Origin of the sequence: Pseudoclavibacter sp. RFBJ3 (assembly GCF_002931375.1) — a bacterium.
Lineage (GTDB): Bacteria > Actinomycetota > Actinomycetes > Actinomycetales > Microbacteriaceae > Pseudoclavibacter.
In genome coordinates this window covers 206,489-229,814 of the sequence record NZ_PSXZ01000005.1, presented here as the reverse complement: position 1 = coordinate 229,814, position 23,326 = coordinate 206,489, and the positions used below count along the sequence as shown (strand labels likewise).

General features: G+C 70.6%; 14 protein-coding genes. 4 read left to right on the top strand and 10 right to left on the bottom strand.

The annotated features are described in order from the left end of the window. Positions 1-115 precede the first annotated feature (115 nt). The 8 genes from C5E07_RS07215 to C5E07_RS07180 all read right to left on the bottom strand — a co-directional run bounded on the left by C5E07_RS07215 (position 116) and on the right by C5E07_RS07180 (position 7,882). Positions 116-958, bottom strand: a complete 843-nt coding sequence (locus C5E07_RS07215) for a universal stress protein (protein WP_104298942.1) — start codon at positions 956-958, stop codon at positions 116-118. A gap of 31 nt (positions 959-989) precedes the next feature. Beyond that, entirely contained in the window at positions 990-2,162 is a 1,173-nt protein-coding gene (locus C5E07_RS07210) for a hydroxymethylglutaryl-CoA synthase (RefSeq protein ID WP_104298941.1), read from the bottom strand. A 26-nt stretch (positions 2,163-2,188) separates the two neighbouring features. Continuing rightward, on the bottom strand, positions 2,189-3,235 hold the full coding sequence (locus tag C5E07_RS07205) for a hydroxymethylglutaryl-CoA reductase (RefSeq protein WP_104298940.1): 1,047 nt from the start codon (positions 3,233-3,235) through the stop codon (positions 2,189-2,191). Beyond that, complete coding sequence (gene fni / locus C5E07_RS07200; RefSeq protein ID WP_104298939.1) at positions 3,232-4,317, bottom strand: type 2 isopentenyl-diphosphate Delta-isomerase; 1,086 nt, start codon at positions 4,315-4,317, stop codon at positions 3,232-3,234. Before fni ends, C5E07_RS07205 begins: the two co-directional genes overlap by 4 nt. After that, positions 4,310-5,398, bottom strand: a complete 1,089-nt coding sequence (locus C5E07_RS07195) for a phosphomevalonate kinase (RefSeq protein WP_181057866.1) — start codon at positions 5,396-5,398, stop codon at positions 4,310-4,312. The genes fni and C5E07_RS07195 overlap by 8 nt, the downstream gene beginning before the upstream one ends. Beyond that, complete coding sequence (gene mvaD, locus C5E07_RS07190; RefSeq protein WP_219820053.1) at positions 5,395-6,402, bottom strand: diphosphomevalonate decarboxylase; 1,008 nt, start codon at positions 6,400-6,402, stop codon at positions 5,395-5,397. Before mvaD ends, C5E07_RS07195 begins: the two co-directional genes overlap by 4 nt. Next, on the bottom strand, positions 6,399-7,346 hold the full coding sequence (gene mvk, locus C5E07_RS07185) for a mevalonate kinase (RefSeq protein ID WP_104298998.1): 948 nt from the start codon (positions 7,344-7,346) through the stop codon (positions 6,399-6,401). The genes mvaD and mvk overlap by 4 nt, the downstream gene beginning before the upstream one ends. A gap of 125 nt (positions 7,347-7,471) precedes the next feature. After that, positions 7,472-7,882, bottom strand: coding sequence for a VOC family protein (locus C5E07_RS07180; RefSeq protein WP_104240842.1), 411 nt, complete (start codon positions 7,880-7,882; stop codon positions 7,472-7,474). A 113-nt stretch (positions 7,883-7,995) separates the two neighbouring features. Between C5E07_RS07180 and C5E07_RS07175 the strand changes: the two genes are divergently transcribed. Next, positions 7,996-8,424 (top strand): YdeI/OmpD-associated family protein, encoded by a 429-nt coding sequence (locus tag C5E07_RS07175; protein ID WP_104240841.1) that lies wholly within the window; start codon positions 7,996-7,998, stop codon positions 8,422-8,424. A 33-nt stretch (positions 8,425-8,457) separates the two neighbouring features. On the opposite strand, the gene C5E07_RS07170 is transcribed toward C5E07_RS07175, so the two are convergent. Then, entirely contained in the window at positions 8,458-9,030 is a 573-nt protein-coding gene (locus tag C5E07_RS07170) for a TetR/AcrR family transcriptional regulator (RefSeq protein ID WP_104298997.1), read from the bottom strand. Positions 9,031-9,100: 70 nt separating this feature from the next. Here C5E07_RS07170 and C5E07_RS07165 point away from each other — a divergent pair, with 70 nt between their 5' ends. Next, positions 9,101-9,694: an NAD(P)H-dependent oxidoreductase gene (locus C5E07_RS07165; RefSeq protein ID WP_104298937.1), complete on the top strand. Its 594-nt coding sequence runs from the start codon at positions 9,101-9,103 to the stop codon at positions 9,692-9,694. On the opposite strand, the gene C5E07_RS07160 is transcribed toward C5E07_RS07165, so the two are convergent. Continuing rightward, entirely contained in the window at positions 9,658-12,426 is a 2,769-nt protein-coding gene (locus tag C5E07_RS07160; RefSeq protein WP_104298936.1) for a rhomboid family intramembrane serine protease, read from the bottom strand. The genes C5E07_RS07165 and C5E07_RS07160 overlap by 37 nt on opposite strands. Before the next feature lie 118 nt (positions 12,427-12,544). On the opposite strand from C5E07_RS07160, the gene C5E07_RS07155 reads away from it, so the two are divergent. Next, a complete protein-coding gene (locus C5E07_RS07155; protein WP_104240838.1) occupies positions 12,545-12,781 on the top strand; it encodes a hypothetical protein in 237 nt (78 codons plus the stop codon). Between the two features lie 105 nt (positions 12,782-12,886). Beyond that, complete coding sequence (locus C5E07_RS07150; protein WP_104298935.1) at positions 12,887-23,320, top strand: non-ribosomal peptide synthetase; 10,434 nt, start codon at positions 12,887-12,889, stop codon at positions 23,318-23,320. The last annotated feature ends 6 nt before the right edge of the window (positions 23,321-23,326 follow it).

The window sequence follows — 23,326 nt, the reverse complement described above, 5'->3', positions numbered from 1 at the left end:
AGAGAAGAGGGCCAGACGGCGAATGCCGTCCGGCCCTCTTTTCGTCACTCACCCGCTGCATTCAAGCTTCTCCCCGTGACCGAGATCTCCACCGGAGACGCAGAAGCGAGACGCCCTACTTGGCGACGATGGTCGGCGTCTCGAGGTGCGCGAGGACCCCGTGGCTCACGGAACCCAGCAGGAGACGAGCGAAGGTGCCGCGTCCACGACTGCCGACGACCACGAGCGACGCCGAATGGGCGGCATCGATGATCGCCATGTCCGGGATGCCCTCCACGACCACCGGCGTGATCTCGAGATCCGGGTAGCGCCCCCGCAGCCCGGCGAGGGCCAGTGAGAGCGTCTCCTCCGCCGAGAGGCGGAGCTCATCGAAGAAGTCGCCGGTCACGATGACGCCGCCGCCGTACACGTTCGGGGCGTGCCAGGCGTGCACCGGGATGAGGGGCTCTCCGCTCAGGCTCGCCTCCTCGGCCGCGACGGCCAGAGCATGCTCCGAGAGGTCGGAGCCGTCGACCCCGACCACCACTCCGCGCCGGCCCGAGAGATCGACGTCGGGGATCACGGCGACCGGAGATTCGCTGGCTGCGGCCACGCGCACGCTGTGCGTGCCACTCGCCCGCCCTGAGGACTCCCCCCGGTTGCTGCCGACCACAAGGAGGCTGGACGTCTTGGACAGCTCCGTGAGGGTCTCGATGATGGCTCCGGTCATGACGGCCGTCTCGACCTCGAGCGCCGCGTCCACGGCAAGCGCCGCCTCCGCGGCCTCCTGGAGGATGCGAGCCGCAGCGCTCTCCGCTTCGATGAGGAGGTCTGGGTTTCCGGCCCCCGCGATCCTCGGATCGACGATGTGCACGAGCTTCAGACGTTTCCGACCGCGAGAGGCTCGCGCGGCCGCCCATCGCGTGGCGACGATTCCAGGCTGGTTTCCGGCGACTCCGACGGTGATGTTCTCGCTCATACCCGAATGCTAACGCCGTCGCCCAGTGGAATCACTGCGTAGAGGTGTACTCCCGCTTGAGATCCGTGAATCCCGCCAGTCGGAATGGGCCGGGCGTCTCGTTGGGGAGCGTGAACTCGCCAAGTCCACTCGGGTCGCGTCGCTCATGCCACACGAGGTATTCCGCGGCGTCGATGGGGACTCGCGCCTCGAGAACCGCCCGATTCTCCTCGGCACGCAAATGCTGTCGATATCCGGGCTGCACCGTCCCCGCGAAGAACTCCGCGACACTTCCGGAGCCATAGCTGAGGAACCCGATCTTCGCTGCCTCGAGGTCCTCATCGCTGTCCAAGAGGCTGAGGAGCGCCAGATAGATCGACGCGGTGTAGGTATTTCCTATGATTCTGTTGTATTTCAGCGTCGACGCGATCTGCGCGTCGAGCACCCCGGCGTCCAGATCGCCACCCGCGGTCTTGATGAGGTGACGGTGCGCTTTCGACGCCATCTTGGTGAACGGCTGGTGATAGCAGAAGCGGCTGAATTCGCTGATCGGGAATCCACCCTGGGCCGCGTAATCGCTCCAGGCGTTCTCGACGGCCTGCAGGTAGGCGCGAATGGAGTACTTTCCATCGACGAGCGCGGTGACTCGCCCGTTCGGCCGCCAGAAGTCCATGATGTCGCTCGTGAAGACTCCGGAGCCTGGCTCGATGACCACCAGGTCCGGGTCCGCAGCGACGAGCATCGCGACAGCCCCCGCGCCCTGCGTGGGCTCCCCGCTCGAGCCGAGCTCGTAGCGCGCGATGTCGCTGGCGATGACGAGCACCCGCTGACGGGGATCACGGGCGACCAGGGCGGTGGCGAACTGCAGCGCGGCGGTCGCCGAATAGCAGGCCTGCTTGAGCTCGACGACGCGGCAGGTCGCCGGAAGGTCCAGCAGCTGGTGCACGTACACACCGGCGGCCTTCGACTGGTCGATGCCGGTCTCCGTCGCGAAGAGCACCGTCCTGATGCCCTCGACGCCGTGCCGGTCGATGATCTGCTTGGCCGCGGCCGCACCCATCGTGACGACGTCCTCGTCGGCAGCGGTGATGCTCATCCGCTCCTGGCCGATGCCGATCGTGTACTTCTCGAGTTCGGTCCCGAGCCGCTCGGCGATGACCGAGAGGTCGAGCACGCGTGACCCCGTCGCGAACGCGAGGTCGTGGATGCCGATTGGTGTAGTCATAGTCTTCGATCGTCTCCGAGCGTCGCTCAGTTCGCGGCGCGTTCCAGCTTGATGTGCGAGGCCATGAGCTCGCCTTGGTTCGTCTGGGCGGCCATGAGGGAGAGCTCGCCGCAGAGAACGGTTGCCGCACACAGTACGGCCAGTCTCCGAGCGTTCGCTCCGGGCTCTCGCTCTTCCTTGCAGCCGAGTCGGGCGAGGTTCGCCTCGATGAAGTCGAGGCCCTTGCCGTTTCCGACGCTGCCGACGATCAGATTGGGCAGCGTGCAGGAGAAGTACAGGTCGCCGTCGCGCACCTCCGCATGGGTGATGCCCTGCGAGCCCTCGACGATGTTCGCCGCATCCTGGCCGGTCGCGAGGAAGAACCCGAGGAGCATGTTCGCGTAGTGCGCGTTGCCCGCCCGGAGACCGCCGGCGAGCATCGTGCCGATGAGGTTCTTGCGGACGTTGAGCTGGGCGATCTTCTCAGGGGTCGATCGCAGCCACCGCTCGACGGTGCGGCGCGGGAGCACCAGCTCGGTGACGACGTTCTTGCCCCGGCCCAGGATGCCGTTGACGGCAGTCGCCTTCTTGTCTGAGCAGAAGTTGCCAGAGATGGACTCGTAGCGAAGCTCGGGCCAGCGACGCAGGATGAAGTCCATGAGTCGCTCAGAGGCGAGCGTCACCATGTTGTGGCCGGAAGCATCCCCGGTCGTGAGCTCGAAGCGCAGGAAGAGCAGGTTGCCGGCGATTTGCGCGTGCAGGTCGATGAGGCGCGCGAATCGGCTGCTGGTCGCGACCACCTCCTGCAGCAGGTGCATGTGCGCCTCGATCTCGCGGAGCGCCTTGAGCGCGACGCCGGCGTCGTCTGCCTCGAAGAGCACCGAGCGGCTCATGCGCTCATCGATGAGCGTCGCCTTGATGCCGTCGGGCACCAGCATCGACATCTTGGCACCACGGCCGACCGACGGCCACAGGGGTTGCTCGTAGGTTGCGAGCGGCACGAGCTGCTCACCCTCCATGACGTTGCCGGTCACGCGAACCGGACCGACCCACTTGAGCGGAACTGGTGCGTGGTCGAGGAGCTCGGTGCTCATCGCTGTCCTTTCGATGGGAGGGTGCCCCGCCCGCGTGCACGCGAGACGGTGGCCGGGTCGATGCCGCGGGAGGTGCAGAAGTCGAGGAGGGCGCCGTGGAGGACCAGCTCCTGCTGGCTGAGCGCGCCAGGGGTGACGGCGCCGAGCATCGTCTGGAGCGATGTGAGCTGTTCCTGCCAGGAGCGGATGTGCTCGATGAGCGTCTCGACCCCGTGCTCGACGAGCACCTCGAGGAAGTGCCCGGAGACCCCAACCGCCCGCGCGCCCAGCGCGAGAGCGCGGAGTACGTCGAGGGGTGTGCGCACTCCCCCCGACGCCAGGAGGACCGGCAGAGCGGCAGTGCTCGAGTCAGCCTCGATGAGCGCCTCCGGCGTCGACTGGCCCCAGCCCACGAGGGACGCGTAGTCGCCGAGGCGGCGCCGGGAGTTCTCGATCCTGGCGAAGTCGGTGCCGCCGCGCCCGCTCACATCGGCGTACTGCACGCCGAGCTGGGCCAGCCGCTCCAGGGTGCTCGCGCTGAGTCCGAAGCCGACCTCCTTCACGATGACCGGCACGCTCACGCGCTCCACGATCGACTCGATCGCAGCCGGCCACGCGGCGAAGTCCCGGTCGCCTTCCGGCATGACCGTCTCCTGCACCGAGTTGATGTGGATCTGCAGGGCGTTCGCCTCCAGCAGGTCGACGGCGCGCTGAGCGTCATCCGGCGACACGGTCGCGTTGACGTTCGCCATGACGAAGCCGGTGGGGTTCTCGTCACGGATGACGCGGAAGCTGGCGGCCGTCGATGCGTCCTTGAGGTAGGCGGAGAGCGAGCCGGCGGCCATCGCGATCCCGGTCTCGCGAGCTGCGCGCGCCAGGTCGCCGTTGATGATGCCCGTGCGCTCGCTGCCGCCCGTCATCCCGTTGAGGTAGAACGGCACCGGCCAGCTCGCGCCAGCCACCTGCACGGCCGTCGAGACGGTCGCCCGGTCGACCCCGCCGAGCGCGTGATGGATGAAGCGGACATCGTCGAAGTCGTTCCGGACGATGCCGGGACGCTGCGCGAGGGCCAGGTCGACGTGCTCGTCCTTGCGGTTAGCCATGTTCTCGAACTCCAACTCGACGGTGCGGTACGACGTGCAGATCCAGGACCTCGATGCCGGCGGCGCGCCACGCGGCATTGAGCTCCTCGTTGTGGGCGGGTGCCAGGGCAATGCCGCAGTCTCCGCCACCGGCCCCGGAGGTCTTCGCGGGGATCCCGACCGAGCGTGCTGCCGCGATGAGCGCCGAGAGCGCCTCGGTGCGGATGCCGATGCCGCTCAGCTCGTCCAGCGCCTCGAGGTTGGCCTCGGCGTCGCGGATGGCCGCGAGGGCCAGCTCGCTGCGCTCGGCACGCACGGCGGCGACGAGCGCTGCCGTTATGCGATCGCTTTCCGTCAGGAAGGCCGCGTACTGCTCGGTCGACCGCCAGTCTCCGGCGTGCAGGGTGCTGACGAGCTCGGCGGTCGAAGCCGGCGCCGAGGTCCACCCCACGTGCAGGACGACGGAGCTCGGGGACGGAAGCGCCTCGAGGACGAGTCCGGGCCAGGCCTCGACCAGGCTCGCCTCGACCCCGCTGCGGCGTCGGAGCTCGCGAGCGGCGAGGCGATCCGGTGAGGCATAGTGCACCCACCCGCCGAGTGTGCTCGTCGCGATGTCGGCGCACGATGCGGCGGGGCGCAGCTCGATCGTGGCGAGGCTCGCGAGGCGGTACACCGCGTCGTCGCCGACGTCGATGCCGAAGTGCTCCGCCACGGCGCGGACGGTGACGACGGCGACCGCGCCGCTCGAGCCGAGGCCGAACTTGCGACCGCTGACGTCGTCGAGCTCGCTCTCGATGTCGAGCGCGAAGGGCTGCGGCTCGATGCCACGCTCGTGCGCCAGCTGGACCAGCACTCGGATGCACTCCCGGACGAGGTCCGCCCCGGGGGCATCGATCGAGACGAGGTCGCCGTCGATGTTCACGGGGACCGGCTGCGCGCCGAACTGGTGCGAGCTGACGGTGCTGCCCTCGTCGGCCGAGGCAGCCCGCAGGCTCGCTCGGATGAGTCTCGACACGCCGACGACCACGGCGTGCCTGCCCGGTTCGACGACCGCGTATTCGCCGTTGACGAAGAGCTTGCCCGGCGCCTCGGCGACGATCACCGCACCACTCCGGGGGCGGCGTCTGCCTGTGCGTCGGCGTTCGTGACCGCCACACCCGGACCGGCCGGGGCGATCACGAACTCGGTGCCGGGGGCCGAGGATGCGAGCGCGTCACGCACAGCCGGGGCCTCGGAGGCCCTGCACAGCGTCTTCACGTTCGGCCCGGCATCCATGGTGGCGTAGGCCTCGAGGCCACCGCGTCGGAGGGCGGCGACGGCATCGAGCAGCGCCATGCTGCCCGCCGTGAGGTAGCGGACCGGGGGCACGGCCCCGAGCATGGCCGCGTGCATGCGGAGGGCGTTTCGCTCCGAGATCTCGCCGACCTCCGTGAAGTCGCCACGGCGGAGCGCATCGCGCATGAGCGCCAGCTCGCCTGGGTTCGTCTCGACCCATGGCGCGTTGTATGGGGAGGTCTCGACGGTCCGGCGCATGGCCTCCCTGCTCGAGATCGACTTCGCCCCCGCGTTGACGATGCCGAGCACCATGGCGGCGTCGATGTGCGCATCGTCGACCGGCTCGGCGTACGAGCTGAGGTCGTCGGTGCCCGCGTTCCAGACGGCGAAGCCGCCGAAGATCGAGCGTGAGGCCGAGCCAGAGCCGCGCCGTGCGAGCCGCGACAGCTCCCTCGGCGACAGGTCGAGGCCGTACGCCGACGATGCTGCCGCTGCGAGCGCGGCGAAGCCGGAGGCGGAGGATGCGAGACCAGCGCCCGTCGGTCCCGCGTTGCTCGTCTCGACCCGCGCTGACCGCGCGCTGCCGGCGAGTTCGCCGACGTGGTCGAGGAAGCGCGCGACCTTGGCGGCCGCGGCCTCCGGCATAGCCGTGCCGTCCTGGAGGATCTCGTGGGACTGGCCCTCCCCCAGGAGCGAGACGGTCGTCGTCGTCGGGTAGACCGCGAGCGTCAGCGACAGGCTCGAGGTCTGCGGGATGATGAGCGCCTCATCGCGCTTCCCCCAGTACTTGATGAGCGCGATGTTCGGGTAGGCGACGGCGGTCGCGGTCACAGCGGCGTGCCAGTGCTGGTGACGCTCCAGGTCTGGATCGCACCAGCGCTCTGCAGCGCAGCCGCGACGACCGCTGCGTTTCCCCGATCGACGACGGCGACGATGCACCCGCCGAGCCCGCCTCCCGTGAGCTTCGCGCCGAACGCGCCAGCGCCGGTCGCAGCCTCGACCAGCTCGTCGAGGGCTGGGTGGCTCACGCCGAGACTGGAGAGCAGCACGTGCGCCTCCGACATCCGGGAGCCGAGCGAGCGTGCCTCGTTGGTCTCGAGGTCGGTGATGGCCAGGTCGGAGAGCTCCCCGAGGGCGTCGATGATGGACATCGTGGCGTCGTGGTCGCGTTCGAGCGAGGTGCGCACGTCGTCGACAGCCTGGCGCGTGGATCCGTGCACACCGGTGTCGGCGATCACGAAGCAGGCGTCGAGGGCGACCGGCACGGGCACGGCGCTCGCGTTCTGGAAGCGGATGGGCGACGGGATGGTCGTTGCGAGCGCATCGAGCCCGCTCGGCTTGCCGTGCGCCACCTGCTCGGCCAGCTGGACAAGCGCGAAGTGCTCACCACCGGAGAGCGTCACGTTGTGCAGGCGGGAGACGGCGTCGACGATCGCGCCGGCCGCAGCGGCACTCGACCCGAGTCCTCGTCCGAGCGGGATGTTGCCGCGAACCGCGACCGTGAGTCCCGCGAGCTCGCCCCCGATCGCGCGCAGCGTCTCCTCGATGGCCTTCCTCGGAGCCTCCACGATCTCCGGAGCTGCCGCGAGCGGCCCCGTGTAGTGGTCGGACTCGAAGCGCGGCTCAGTGCCCTCGCGCCAGGCGGTCGCTCGCATGCGCATGGCACGCAGCGGAAGCGCGACGGCCGGCTTCCCGTAGACGACGACGTGCTCGCCGAACAGGATGAGCTTGGCGTGCGCGCTTCCGCGCCCAACGGCTCGTCCGATTCGCGGCAACGCAGAAGTGTCGAGAGAAGCAAGCGACGTCACGTCGAAACTCGATGGCACCAGGGTCACTCACCTCGCAGTAGGTCGGCGTCAAGTGTACGGCGCAGCCAGGCCGAACGCATTTCGGGCACTCGTCAGCTTCCCAGGATGTTGACCATCCATGCGACCCCGAAACGGTCGACCAGCATTCCGAAGGTGTCTCCCCACGGCGCCTGCACGAGCGGCTGCTCGATCTCGCCGCCGTCGGCCAGCTTGTCCCAGTACCCGCGAAGCTCCTCGGCGGCGTCGCCGCTGAGCGAGATCTCGACCGTTCGTCCGGGGTTGGGCTCGATGAAGGAGGGCGTGTCGGAGGCCATGATCGTGAACCCGCTGGCAGTCGTCAGCTGGCCGTGCATGATCTTCTCCGATTCGGAGGGGTCCATCGGCATGCCGGAGCCGCCGAACGTGCTGAGCACGAGCTCGCCCCCGAACACCTCCCTGTAGTACTCGAGCGCCTCGCGCGCGTTGTCGAGGAGGTGGATGTACGGGTTGAGGATGACGGCCATGGTCGTCCCTTTCTCTCCTATGGACGACGGGCCTCGTCACACCATCCGATCGTGGCACAGGCCGCCGACATTTCGAGGCATCCCGGCAGGGAATACCGTGAAACAATCTCGGCATGGAATTCACGACGACCATGAGCCTCATGGGGAGGAACACGGGCATCGAGGTGCCGGTGGAGGTCATCGAGCGGCTCGGCGCAGGAAAGAAGCCGGCCGTCGTCGTGACCGTCAACGGCTACACGTACCGGAGCACTGTCGCGGTCATGGGCGGGCGCTTCCTCATCTCGTTCAGCGCAGAGAAGCGCAAGGAGACGGGCATACAGGGTGGCGACCCGATCACCGTCGTCATCGAGCTCGACACCGAGCCGCGCACCACGGAGGTGCCCGCGGACCTCGCCGAGGCGCTCGACGACGCGGGCGCACTGGCGCGTTTCGATGCCCTCTCACCGAGCGCCAGGAAGGCCCACATCACCAAAGTCGAGTCAGCGAAGGCCGACGCGACTCGCGAACGCAGGATCGCCGCCGTCGTCGCGTCGCTGGCATAACTCCCGGGTCACATCCGGGTTATGCATGACCACCTAGCGTCGAAGCGACTCGGCGAGCGCTGGCCTGACCTGGGCGAGCGTGAGGTGGCCCGCGATCACGAGGTGGGACAGGCCCTGCACGGTTGCCCAGAGCGCCGTGGCACGTGCCTCGATCCTGGCGGGGCTCGCCTCCGGGTCGAGGCCGGCGGCCGCATTCCCGAGCAGCCCCTCGAGCTCCTGGATGAGTGGCGCCATCGTGGCACTTGGCGCCCCCGGGATGCAGACCTCCGGGTCGTAGATGAGCGTGAAGGCGTGTGGATGCTCGACGGCGAACTCGACGTAGGCGACGGTGAGCGCGAGGGCACGCTCCTGTGGGGCGGCCCCGGGAGCATCCGCCGAGCTGACCGCGTGCACGAGGTGCTGCATGCTCACCTCGCCGAGGCGCTTGAAGAGCCCGGTCTTGTCTCCGAAGTGGTGGTACGGCGCGTTGTGGCTGACACCCGCCTCGCGGGCCAGCTCCCGGAGGCTCATCGTGGCGTGCGACTTCTGCGCGAGCAGCTCCATGCCTGCGGCCTCGAGGACCGGGCCGAGGTTGCCGTGGTGGTACGGCGCATTCGATCTTGACATGAGCAACATCATAGCTAAGCTGACTGTCGTCCCATCTTGACACTGTCCACTTCAAGGCTCTGGAGCCCGAATGCACACCCTCGTCATCGACGGCCACCCCAACCCCGACTCGCTCTGCGCGGCCCTCGCCGCGCGCTATGCCGACGCCCACGGCGACGCTCAGGTCCTCGCAGTCCGCGACCTCGTCTTCGATCAGAATCTCCGACGCGGCTACACCAGGCGCCAGGAGCTCGAACCAGATCTGCAGCAAGCCTGGAGCGCGATCCAGGACGCCGCACGCATCGTGATCGTCACCCCGGTCTGGTGGGGCTCGGTCCCGTCACTCCTGCAGGGGTTCTTCGACCGGCTGCTCCTGCCGCGCATGGCCTACGACGCCTCCGGCCCGCTGCCGAAGGGCCTGCTCAAGGGACGCAGCGCGCGCATCATCCTCACCGCGGACAGCCCCGGCATCTACCTGCGTCTGACCGGCAACACGCCGATCAGGCAGCTCAAGACCCACGTGCTCGGCTTCGTCGGCCTCGGGCCGATCGCGGTCACCCGCTACTCCCCCGTCAAGACCTCGACCGAGCGGCGTCGCGAGCAGTGGCTCGCCGACGCGGCCCGGCTCGGCGCGAAGGACGCGAGACGCTACTTGCCCGCGCCGAGACCCGCCCTGATGAGCTGACCCGTCGTCGCCGTCGGGAGGTAGGCGCGCGTCAGACCGATGCCGATGCGCGGGAGGTCGGCCTCGTCGCGGTAGAGCAGGTACATGGGCTCGTATCGCGGATTGAACTTCGTCTTGAAGCTGTGCAGCGAGGAGAAGCCGTAGAGCGGCTCCAGGAGCTCGGAGACCTGGCTCAGCACCTGGTCGAGCGCCGTCGCCTCCGCCTGCCCCGAGCCCGCGAGCGGCGCTCCGGAGAGCGAGGCGAAGGCGGCGCCCTCGTCCCGGAAGGCGAGGGCCGAGGAGATGATGAGGAACTCCATGACGGGCTTGAAACCGCCGTCACGCCGACGCATGAGGTCGAGCGTCCAGCCGCGGACCGCGCCATCCTGTCCGTACACCGGCAGCCACGACGTGACGCCGTGCACGCTGCCGTCGTCGTCGATCGCGATGCCGAGGCGCACGGCCGGGTCGAGGGCCTCATCGACGCCGCCGAGCGTGAAGCCCATCTCTGGCAGTCCCTTGTCGCCGACCCAGTCCTCCGAGATCGCGCGCACCTGCGCGAGCACCGCCCATGGCTCCTCGGCGAGGGTCGTCATCTTGAAGCGGATGCCCTCGCGCTCTGCACGGTTCACGGCGGAGCGCACCGGCTGCCATGGCTTGCCCTTGAGCTCGAGCCCGGGGAGGTCGATGATCGTGTCCTCCGCGACCTGCACGCGCTGCCAGCTCGCGGGGGCCGCATCCACCGTCGCGCGGGTCGCCGAGAAGAAGGCGGGCGTGTGCCCGGCGAGCTCGGCCCGAGAGGCGAAGTCGTGGATGAGGTCGCTGAGCTCTTCCTTCGGCGCGACCGGGTCGCCGAGCGCGAGGGCGACGCCCGAGTACTCCTGGTAGGCGATGTAGCCGTCCTTCTTCGCACTCAGCAGGTAGTGGTTGCGCGGCCAGAGCGTCATCCACGAGATCGTGCTGCCGCCGACCCTCGGGAGGATCTCGCGAGCCTCCTCGACCGTTCCTCGGCGCTCGCCCGAGAGGGAGTTCTTCGACGGCCGCACGCGGACCGCGAACGAGCGGCGGGCGACGATGAGGAAGACCACGACGAGCACCCAGAGCAGGGAGCCGGCGAAGTTCATGGTGAGGCCCTCGTCGAGGCTGCCGGAGGTCGCGACCACGACGACGATGAGGGCGAGCTCCAGGAGGTTGAAGACGCCGAGCGCCACCGCGACGACCCAGGCGAAGCGCTGGCCCCGCCTGATCCCGTTGGCGACGAGGAGGATGACGACGACGTCGATGGCGACGCCCACCCACGTCTCCGTCTCCGCGTCCGTCTTGCCGAGCGGGCCGTCGAGCGAGAAGAACGCGGCGACGACCTGGGCCGCCCCGAGCGCGATCAGGGCCGTGAACGCGATCAGCCGGTCTTCGCGCGTGCTCGTCGCGAGGCCCGTCTTGCGATGGCGCTGCACGGCGTAGATCGTGAAGATGACGGTGACCGGCAGGAAGTGCTCGATGTCGGCGAGGTCGCCGACGTAGAGGAGGCGCAGGGAGACGAGCGCCCCGAGCGCGAGCCCGAGTCGAAGGCGCCACGGCGGACGCAGCACCCAGACCAGCGCCGCGGTGAGGGCGGCGATGCCGCCGGATGCGCCGACGTCGAGGTCGTCGGCGAGGCGCGTCGCCCACTCCCAGCCGGTCGGAGCGAGCGCCGCGACGATGGCGAGTGTGCCGAGCACCGCGAGGGCCTGGCCGCCGAGGAACACGAGGGCGGTGCGCTTCCAGCCGAAGCGGAACTCGAAGACGCCGCCGACGATGAGCAGCTGCACGATGAGGAGCCCGTAGTGCCAGGCGCCGCCGCCGAGCAGCGATCCGGTGATGGGGGTCCACCACATGCCGGCCTCCAGCGGCGGGATGCCGAAGGCGACATCGCCGTACCAGGGCTGCGCCCGTGAGAGGTGCCACATGGCCCCCGTCGCGATGCCGATGGCGATGATGACGAGCGAGAGCGCGGTCGTGAATGGGGCCCGGCGAGCGAAGGTGCCGATCGGGCGCACGGCTGCGGCGAGGGCGTCGCGAGCGGCGGCGTCTCCCGGGGTGGAGTCCTGCGCGTCTTTCGCCGCGGGGATGAGCAGGTCGAGCTCCTGCTCGGTCTCGCTCGTCGCCTCCGCACCCTCAGGTCGGCGCCGGGCTCGATAGACGACGATCGCGACGATGACGATGACGAGGACCGCGGCGACCGCGAGCGCGGCCCAGCCGAAGGCGTGGATGAGTGCCAGGGCGCTCTTCCCGAGCGCGACGGTGATGGCGGTGACGCCCGTGGCCCAGGCGATGCCGCCGAGCGCGTTCGCGAGCAGGAAGCGCCCGTACGGCATGGCCATGGCGCCGGCGAGCGGGCCGGCGAAGACTCGGAGGAGCGCGATGAAGCGTCCGAAGAAGACCGCGTACGCACCCCACTTCTGCATGAGCCCGACCGCGGCGTTGATGCGCGCGACGCCGAAGTACTTCGGGTACCGCTGCGAGAGGTAGCGCAGCAGGCGGGCGCCCCAGCGCTTGCCGATGTAGTAGCCGATCGAGTCGCCGACGATGGCGCCGACGGCCGCGGCGGCGGCGAGCAGCCAGGGGTCGATACCCGTGCCCGCGACGCTCATGAGCACGGCTGCGATGAGCACGCTCTCGCCCGGAAGGGGCAGGCCGAGGCTCTCGAGCGTGACGATGACCGCCACGAGGAGGACGACAAGAAGTGGGGGGAGCGCTATGAGCCAGTCGAACACGGGTTCAGGCTAGCTGTGAAATGCCCGAGAGACGCGGGATTGTTGCCAAACCGCCGCCAGATGCGCTCCGAACGACCCCCGTGACCAACCCCGGACACAGCGAATTGAGGAGCAACACATGAAGAAGACGACGACTCGGACCATCGCCAGCCTCTCCACGGCCGCAGCCCTCTCCCTCGGCGCCGTCGCCCTGACGGCCGCTCCCGCGAGCGCCGCCGAGCTCGCACCCGCGTCGGCTTCGAGCTCCGTGTCGACGCTGGCCGGCGGTGCCCTCATCAACGGCCCCCTGATCGACGGCCCGCTCATCGACCTCGGCGGTCTCCTCAACTCTCTCCAGATCGGCCAGTTCCAGTAGCGGGTCCGCCTCCGCCCGAAGGAGGCAGCCCAGCGGCCAGCGCCGCACGCCGAGCAGGACATCAGGTGCCGAGGGAGACCTCGGCACCTCTATGAGGAGCGCACAGTGACCGAGACCAGCCGCCGCATCGAGACGAACCAGCAGACCACCGCGGGTTCCCCAGATCGCCTTCCCCTCACGGCAGCGCAGCTGGGCATCTGGTATGCCCAGCAGCTCGACCCCGAGAACCCCAGCTACCAGATCGGGCAGTACCTCGATCTCCGTGGCCAGGTCGATGAGCGGCTGCTGCGGATCGCGTTCACGAAGACGGTTGCCGACCTCGACGCGATGAGCCTCGTCCTGGCCGAGGACGGCGACGGGCCGTACGCCGTGCTCGAGCGCCCCTCCCCGACGGCCGACCTCCTCACGACGTCCGATCTGCGCCAGCTCGGCGAGGAGGAGGCGGTCCGGGTCGCCCGCGAGCGCATGGACCTCGAGCTGGAGACGCCCCGGTCGATGACCGGCGGCGACCTGCTCGGCACGACGCTGTACCGCGTCGCCGAGGAGCGCTGGCTCCTGTTCCAGCGCGTCCACCACGTGCTCCTCGACGGCTACTCGGCCGTCGTCGGCCTGCGCTACCTCGCCGGCGCATACACCCGGCTCGAGAAGAGCGCCCCTCGCGGCGTGCTCGGCACGCTCCTGTCCGGGCCCATCGCGCACCTCGCCGCCAGGAGCGCGTCTCCCTTGCCCGGCCTGCACGAGCTCCACGAGCATCTCGACGAGTACGCGTCGTCGGAGAAGCACGAGGCGGATGCCGACTACTGGCGCGCCCAGCTCGCCGACGACAGCGTCGTCACGGGCCTCGAGGGCACGACCGGACGCGCCGCCAAGCGCGTCGTGCGCGTCTCGACGAGCATCCCGGAGGCCGACGCGGCTCGTCTGCGAGCGCTGGGCCGCGACCTGCCGAAGACGGCCGTGGGCCTCGTGGCCCTGTACCTGTCGAAGATGACCGGACAGGCGCGGGTCTCCCTCGGCCTCCCGGTCACAGCGCGTCGCGGCAAGGTCGCGAAGACGACCCCCTCGATGCTCTCGAGCATCCTCCCCCTGCGCGTCGACGTCTCCGCGGGGCTCAGCCTCTCCGACGTCATCGCCAATGCCGGTGACGCGGTCCGCGGCGCCGTCGCCCACCAGCAGTTCCGAGTCGAGGAGGTGGCCCAGACGCACGCGCTCGCGGGCCCTTCCGTCAATCTCCTCCCCGTCATCGACGAGCTGGTCTTCGGCCGCGCGCGGGGCACCGTGAACATCCTGTCGACGGGACCGGTGCATGACCTGTCCGTCGTCATCTCGGGGCTCACGAGCGAGGCCGCCGCGCCGACGCTCCAGCTCGAGGGCGACGCGGATCTGTACACGAGCGACGTCCTGCGCGAGCACGCCTGGCGGATGCTCGAGCTGCTCTCGCAGGTCCTCGACGAGCCTGCGACCACCACCGTCACCGACGCCAACGTCGTGCGCGCCGATGAGATCGCGGGGCTCCTCGAGCAGGGCTCAGGCGACGACGTCCCGATCGGCCAGGAGTCCGTGCTGCGTGCCTTCTCGAAGGTCGCAGCGGTCCGAGACGCGGAGACGGCCGTCGTCGCCGCAGACGGCACGCTCACCTTCGCTGAACTGGACGCGCTCTCGACGAGGCTCGCCCACCACCTCGTTGGCGAGGGCGTCGGTGCGGGGCGCACGGTCGCCGTGCGCATCGAGCGCAGCCGACACCTCCCAGTGCTGGTGCTCGCGGTGCTCAAGGCCGGCGGCGTGTACGTCCCCCTCGACCCCGAGTACCCCATCGACCGAGTCGGCAACATGATCGAAGACGCGCAGCCAGCGCTCCTGCTCACGAGCAAGGCGCAGGAGCAGCGCGACCTGGCGGCGGGAGCGCAGTGGCGGGTCGCGACCCTCCCGATCGACGCCGACACGTCGGTCGCCTGGCGTCGGAAGACGGCGGACCCCAGCGGCCTCCCGACCGTTGCCCCCTCCGAGCTGGCCTACGTCGTGTTCACCTCGGGCAGCACCGGCCGCCCCAAGGGCGTCGGCGTCGACCGCCTCGCCCTCCGGAACCTCTTCGAGCACCACCGGGCAGAGATCTTCGACCCCGCAGCCGAGCGCCTCGGCAGGCCGGCGCGGGTCGCGCACACGGCTGGCCTCTCGTTCGACGCCGCCTGGGACCCGCTACTCTGGCTCTTCGCCGGCCACGAGCTGCACATGATCGACGACGACGTCCGTCGTGACCCCCAGCGGCTCGCCGCATACTTCGCCGAGCACGGGATCGACGCGATCGAGACGACCCCGTCGTTCGCCGAGGCGCTGATCGCCGGCGGACTGTTCGAGCAGGACCGCTACCCAACCGAGATCGCGCTCGGCGGGGAAGCCGTCGGACCCGCGCTCTGGGATGTCCTGGCGGCCCAGCCGGACGTCCGCGCACTCAACCTCTACGGGCCGACGGAGACGACCGTCGACAGCCTCATCGCGCCGATCGAGAGCGGCTCCGAGCCGCACATCGGCACCTCCGTGCGCAACACGCGCCACTACCTCCTGGATGCATCGCTCACGCCCGTTCCCGACGGCGCGATCGGCGAGCTGTACCTTGCCGGCGCGAACGTCGCCTCCGGCTACGTCGGGCAGCCAGGCCTCAGCGCCGAGCGCTTCCTCGCCGACCCCTTCGCCGGCGACGGGACGCGCATGTACCGCACCGGAGACGTCGTGCGTCGCCGCCGCAGCGGCTCGCTCCGCTTCCTGGGCCGCATCGACGAGCAGATCAAGATCCGCGGCTACCGAGTCGAGCTCGCCGAGGTGGAGGCCGCGCTGCGTCGGCAGCCCGGCGTCTCGGCCGCCGCCGCGATCGTGGTCGGCGAAGGCGCATCCGCCCGCCTCGTCGGCTACGTGACCGGTGACAGCGAGATCACGGACCTGGCCGCCCGCACCAGGGCCTCCCTCGCGACCGAGCTGCCGGGCTACATGGTTCCGAGCAGCGTGCTCGCGCTCAGCGAGCTGCCGATAACGCCGAACGGGAAGCTCGACCGGCGCGCACTTCCCGCTCCGGACCAGGCGCCGAGCGACCCCGTGCAGCAGCCCCGCACCCGCGCGGAGCGCGTCACGGCCGAGGCGTTCGCCGACGTGCTCGGCATCACCTCGATCGGCGTCGACGAGGACTTCTTCGCTGCGGGAGGGCACTCGCTGCTCGCCACGAAGCTCGCCTCGAAGCTCTCCGAGCGCCTCGAACGCCAGGTCACGGTGCGCGACGTGTTCGAGCGGCCCACGGTCGCAGGCCTCGCCTCGCTCGATGCCGAGGATGCCGACGCCGCTCGGACGCTCCCGCTCGTTCCGACACCCCACGCGGACGAGCTCCCCGTCTCACTCGCCCAGCGTCGCCTGTGGTTCCTGAACAGCCTCGAGCCAGGCTCGAGCGCCTACAACATCCCCGTCGTGCTGCACCTGGACGGCGAGCTCGACGTTGCCGCCCTCCGCTGGGCGTTCCGGGACGTCGCGGAGCGCCACGAGCCGCTGCGCACCGTCTTCCCGTACATCGATGGGGAGCCGCGCCAGCGCATCCTCCCGATCAACGAGGGCGCCCCCTCCTTCACGGCCGTCGAGGTCCCCGCGGACCGCGTCGACGAGATCGTCAGGCAGGAATCGCTGCGCCCCTTCGACGTGACCGACGAGGTTCCCCTGCGCGCTGTGCTCCTGCGCCGCTCCGCGACCTCGCACGTGCTCGTCGCGACCATGCACCACATCGCCTCGGACGGCTGGTCGCTCGCGCCCTTCGCCGCCGACCTCTCCGCCGCCTACACGGCGCGCACGGCTCCCGAGTCCGCCGGCTCGAGCGCCGCCCCGTCCCCCGCGCTGCCCGTCTCCTACGCCGACTATACCCTGTGGCAGCGGGAGTCGCTCGGCTCGGAGGAGGACTCCACGAGCGCCATGAGCACCCAGCTCGACTTCTGGCGCCGGGCGCTCGCGGGCGCACCGGACGAGATCGACCTGCCGCGAGACCGCGAGCGCGGGAGCCGGCCGAGCGACATCGGGCACCTCGCCTTCGAGCTCGACGCCGAACGCCACCTCGCGCTGCGCCGTGTCGCCTCGGAGCACCGCACGAGCCTCTTCATCGTCCTCCACGCCGCGGTCGCAGCCGCGCTCGGTCAGCACGGCGCTGGCACCGACATCGTCCTCGGCACACCGGTCGCGGGCCGCGTCGACCCCAAGCTCGAGCGGCTCGTGGGCTTCTTCGTCAACACGGTCGCGCTGCGCACCTCGCTCGTCGGCAACCCGACCCTCGCCGAGCTCATCGAGCGCGTCCGGGCGGGGAACACCGAGGCCTACGCGCACCAGGACGTGCCGTTCGATGCTGTCGTCGACGCCGTCCGCCCCCCTCGCGTCGCCGATCGCCACCCCGTCTTCCAGGTGCTCCTGACGCTGCAGAACACCGAGCCAGCCCGGCTCGACCTCGGTGATGTCGAGGTGACCGTCCCTGGCCAGGTGACGACGGCGGGCGTGAAGACCGACCTCATGCTCGACTTCTCGACGCCCGCTGGCGACGCGGGGCCGCTCGAGGCCGCGCTCGCCTACGACCTCGCCCTCTTCGACGAATCGACGATCGAGCGCATGCGCGACACGGTCGACCGGATGCTCGCCGCCATGGTCGAGACGATCGAGCGCCCCCTCTCGGAGATCCCCGCCGTCGACGCGGCGACGCGGCACCGCATCGACACGCAGGCCCGTGGCCGCTCGCTGACCGTCGAAGGGACCGTCCTCGACGTGCTCGCGGCCAGCATCCGCCACGCACCCCGGGCCTCTGCGCTCGAGGACGCGCACGAAAACCTCTCGTTCGCCGAGCTCGGAGCCCGCGTCGACGCCGCGGCCCTGGGGCTCGTCGCCTCCGGTGTGCGTCCCGGCGATCGCGTCGCCATCGCGCTTCCGCGCTCGGGCGACGCGGTGACCCTCGTGCTCGCCGCGCTCCGCAGCGGAGCGATCGCCGTTCCCATCGACATCGACTACCCGGACGCGCGCATCGCGCAGATCCTCGAGGCGAGCATGCCCGCGCTGCTCGTCGCGAGCGATGCGGACCGGCTCGCCACCCTCGCCGCTGACTCCGGCACTCCGGCAGTCGCCCCCGCCGCGCTCGTCGCGCTCGGGGAGAGCGCCGAGAACACGAGCCTGCCAGAGCTCCCCCATGCCGAGCAGCCCGCCTACCTCGTGTTCACCTCGGGCACGACCGGCACCCCCAAGGGAGTGCAGGTCCCGCACTCCGCGCTCGCCAACGTCCAGGCGCAGCATGAGGACGCCATGATCGCCCCGCTGCGCTCGCGCCTCGACGGGCGAGCCCCGCGTGTCCTCCACGTCGCCGGCCTCGGCTTCGACGCCGCCTGGGACCCGATCCTCTGGCTCGCCGCCGGGTCAACGCTCGTGATGGCCACGGACAGCACGCGACGAAGCGCCGACGAGCTCGTGCAGCGCGTCGTTGACGCCGCGATCGACGTGCTCGAGACCACGCCCTCCTACGTCCGACAGCTCATCAGCACGGGACTCCTCGACCGCGCCGCGCACCGGGAGACGCCCCTGCTCATCGCGCTCGGCGGCGAGGCTGTCTCGCGAGAGCTCTGGGACTCCCTCCTCGCCGCGGACGGCGTCGACGCATGGAACCTCTACGGCCCGAGCGAGTTCGCCGTCGATTCCGTCGTCACCCGCATCAGCGAACCAGGACACGTGCGCATCGGCCGCCCTGTCGTGAACGTGACCGCGCGAGTGCTCGACGCATTCCTCAGGGATGTGCCGGACGGAGTGCCGGGAGAGCTGCACCTCGCCGGCTCCTCGGAGGCGCACGGGTACCGCGGGCGAGCCGCCGAGACCGCGACCGCCTTCATCGCCGACCCTTCCGGCGACGGCACCCGCCTCTACCGCACCGGCGACATCGTCCGCCGCCATGGATCGGGCGAGCTCGAGTTCATCCGCCGCGACGACGACCAGATCAAGCTGCGCGGCTTCCGCATCGAGCTCGGTGATGTCGAACGCAGCCTCGAGCGCGCGGCTGGCGTGGATGCCGCAGTCGCGACCATCCACGCGCCTGCCGGACAGGACAGCGCGCGGCTCGTCGCCTGGGTCGCCGGGACCGCCGACGCCCAGACCGTCACCGCCCACGCCCGTGCCGCACTGCCCGACTACATGGTGCCCTCGAGCGTCACCGTGCTCGAGCGTCTGCCCCTGACCCCGAACGGGAAGGTCGACCTCGCAGCGCTGCCCGCGCCCGAGTCCGCCGCGGGTTCGCGGCGCCCGCAGACCGAGGACGAGCGCGCCATCTGCGCGGCGTTCGCCGCCGTCATCGGCCTCGACGAGGTCGGACTGGACGACGACTTCTTCCGCCTCGGCGGGCACTCCCTGCTCGCCGTCGCGCTTGCCGGGGAGCTGCGCACGCGCTTCGGCACCGCACCGGCGCTCCGCGCGATCTTCGACGCCCCCACGCCTGCTGGCCTGCTGGCGCTGCTCGGCCGCACCGGCGAGCGCACCGAGGGCGCCCACATGGTGGTCTCCAGCACGCGCCCGCCGCTTCGAGAGTGGACGGCAGCGAACCCCCGCGTAGCCGGACAACCGCTCCCGCTCTCCCCCGGTCAGGCCCGCCTCTGGTTCCTCAACCGACTCGCGCCGAGCTCCGGCGACTACAACGTCGTCCTCAGCGCTCGGCTCGACGGCGAACTGGACCGGGTGGCGCTCGTCGGCGCGCTCGACGACCTCGTCGCCCGCCACGAGGTGCTGCGCACGAGCTACCCGGAGGCCGACGGGGCACCTGTGCAGCGCATCCACGCCCCGGTCTCCGGCCTGCTCCAGAGCGAGCCGGTCGACGCCTCCGCCGGGTTCGACCTCACTCGCGACCTGCCCTTCCGCGCGGGACTCTCCGAGCTGGGCGACGGATCCTGGCTGCTCCAGCTCGTCATCCACCACATCGCGACCGACGGAGCCTCGCTGGCCCCCCTCGCCCACGATCTCGCAACCGCGTACACGGCGCGAAGGAGCGGCTCCGCAGCACTCCGGCGCCCGCTGCCTGCCCAGTTCGCCGACTTCGCGCGCCTGCTCACGGCGCATGAGGACGAGGCACGCGAAGCACGCGAGCTCACCGCCTGGACCGACTTCCTCGACGGTGCGCCGTCGGTGCTGGAGCTCAGCGCAGACGGCGCCCGCGAAGCCGGGAGCGCCCAGCCGGCGCGTCAGCTGGCCTTCACGGTCCCCGCGAACGTCGCCACCGGTCTCGGCTCAGTCGCCGCCGGCACGTCCGCGAGCGGCTTCCACGGCTGGCTCGGCGCGCTCGCCGGCTTCCTCATGCGCACGGGCTCGGGCACGGACCTCGTGATCGGGGCCCCGTCGGCGGGGCGCCAGGATGCTGACCTGAGCGACCTGATCGGGTTCTTCGTCAACACGCTGCCCCTCAGGATCCAGCTCGGAGACGACGCCACCCTGGCAGGCGCCGTCGAGGCCGCACGAGCGTCAGCGCTCTTCGGCATCGACCACGAGCAGGTGCCGTTCGAGCGCATCGTCGAGGCCGTCGCGCCGGAACGCGTGCTCGGACGCCACCCCCTGTTCCAGACGATGCTGGCCGTGGAAGAGCAGAGCGATCTGCCGCTTGCGCTCCCCGGCGTCGATGTCTCGCCCGTGGCCCCGGAGAGCACGGGAGGCGCGAAGTTCGACCTGTCCTTCACGCTGCGCCCGGCCGAGGCCGGCTCCGACGTGCCAGGAGTGCTCGAGTACAACTCCGCGCTGTTCAGCGAGGCAGCGGCCAACGGCCTCGTCGAGCGACTCCTCGCCTTCCTCACGGTCGCGACCGAGACCCCGGATGCGCCGCTCGCGTCGATCACCATCCCTGGCACCCCGGAACGGCTGCCGGCCTGGCGGCCTGACGGCGACGTGGCTGCGGACGCGGACCTCCGCTCCGTGCTCGAGGCCTTCGATGCCGCGGCGGAGCGCACCCCGGACGCACCGGCCGTCGTCGCCCCGGACGGTGCGGTCGATTTCCGGACCCTCGCCGAGCGAACCGAGCAGGTGTCCCTGGCGCTGCGTCGCAGCGGCGTGACACGGGGCGGCGTCGTCGCCTACCGCCTGCCACGGTCGATCGACACCGTCGCCGCTCTCCTCGGAATCTGGCGGGCCGGTGCCGTCGCGATGCCCATCGACCCCGAGTACCCGAACGAGCGCGTCGACGCGATGCTCGATGCGGCCCGTCCCGCGCTGGTCATCGACGGAGGACTCGACGAGATCCTCGCCGAAGGCGCCGGCGCCGCCGGCGAGGCGGGCAAGGCCGGCGGCTCCGAGGTGCGCACCGCGCAGCTCGACGCCCCCGCCTACCTCATCTTCACCTCGGGAACGACCGGGGTCCCCAAGGGAGTCCAGGTGCCCCACCGTGCTCTCGCGAGCCTCCTGCGCAGCCACCGCTCGACCCTGCTGCCGGACGCCGCCGAGCGCCGCATCCGCGTCGCGCACACCACCGGCGTCGGCTTCGACGCGGCCATGGACCCCATCCTGTGGCTCGCGAGCGGCCACGAGCTGCACGTCATCGCAAACGACGTGCGCCGCGACCCGGAGGCGCTCGTCCAGCTGTTCGCCGACCGGCAGATCAGGGCATGGGAGACGACGCCGAGCTACGTCGAGGCGCTCACCGCGCAGACGGGCCTCGAGCACTGGCTCGACTCCCTCTCAGCCGCGGACAGCTTCACGCTCCTCCTCGGCGGCGAAGCGATCAGCGGCGAGCTCTGGACCTGGCTGCGTCGCCGGACCAGCACCCGTGCCTGGAACCTGTACGGCCCGACCGAGGTCGGCGTCGACTCGATGCTCGCCAGCATCGAGGACACGAAGGAGCCCACGCTCGGATCCACGACTCGGGACGTCGTCGGCCACGTGCTCGATGCCCGCCTCCGACCGGCACCAGCTGGCAGCATCGGCGAGCTCTGGCTCTCCGGGCCCCAGCTCGCCGACGGCTACACGGGCCGCTCAGCAGCCACCGCCGAGCGCTTCGTCGCCGACCCCTTCGCCCGCGACGGCAGCCGCATGTACCGCACCGGCGACCTCGTGGTCGTGCGGGACGCGATGCCTGACGAGCCCAGCCGCGTCGTCTCGCTCGGCCGCACCGATGCGCAGCTCAAGATCCGCGGACACCGCGTGGAACCCGAGGAGCTGACCCGCGTCATCTCCGAGCAGCCCGGCGTCGCCAGTGCCGTGGTCCTTCCCGTCGAGTCGGCCGGACAGACTGTGCTCGGCGCCTGGATCGTGCCGAGCGAGCTGCCCGCCGAGTCGGACGACACGGCGCGGGAACAGCTGGCCGATCAGGTGCTCGCGGCCGTTCGCGGACGGGTGCCCGACTACATGCATCCGGTCGGCATCAGGGTCATCGCGCGCATCCCGCTCACCCCGAACGGCAAGCTCGACCGAGACGCCCTCCCGGAACAGCAGGCGAGCGGAGGCACCGGGCGCGCCCCGAGCACACGCGCCGAGCTGGCCGTGGCAGCGGCCTTCGCCGAGACGCTCGGCGTCGACGACGTCCGCGCCGACGACTCGTTCTTCGCGCTCGGAGGCCACTCGTTCGTCGCGCAGCCGACCATCCGGGCCATCAACGACGCGCTCGGCACCGAGCTACCCGTGCAAGCCATCTTCCAGGCGCCGTCGGTCGAGGGCCTCGCCGCCCTCGCAAGCGACGGTGGCGGTGACATCGCGGAGAGCCTCCGGATGATCCTGCCGCTGCGCCCAGCGCGCGACGCGGACGGCTCCACCGCCGGCCAGGAGCCGCTCTTCGCGGTCCACCCAGCGAGCGGAATCTCCTGGAAGTTCGCGGGGCTCCTCGCGCACCTCGAGGGCAGCCGGCCGCTCTACGGACTGCAGCTGCCCGGCATCGCGCCCGATGTCGATCACGAATTCGAGCACAGCTCGCTCGAGGAGCTGCTCGACGCGTACGTGGAGGCCATGAAGAGCGTGCAGCCCGAGGGTCCGTATCGGATCGTCGGATGGTCCTTCGGCGGACGCCTTGCGCACCACCTCGCCGCCCACCTCCAGCGCGGCGGCGACGAGGTCGAGCTCCTCGCCATCATCGACGCCTACCCGACGGAGCATTCTTCCGTCGCCGGAGTCGACGGCGGCGACCGCATGTGGCGCGCGTTCCTCGACGCCAACGAGGTGGCGGCCCCAGCAGGCGAGCTCGACGCCGAAGCGGTGCGCGCAGTCCTGGCAGCGGCGGGCAACCCCCTCGCGGACATCCCGGCACGGAGCATCGACCGCATGGTGCGCGGCTTCCTGCGCGTCGGGGCGCTCCTCGACACGACCCCGATCCCCACCTTCGAGGGCGGGCTGCACGTGTTCGAGGCGCGCGTCGACGTGCCGGCAGACCGGCCAGCCCCACAGGCCTGGGCGGCGCACGCCACGGATCGGGTCACCTCGAGCGGAGTCCAGGCTCGCCACTCGGCGCTGCTCGACGACGCCTCCCTCCGCGTGATCGCCCCAGTGCTCGACACGCTCATGTCCGATTCACATGCACAGCTTGCCAACCGATAGCGAGCC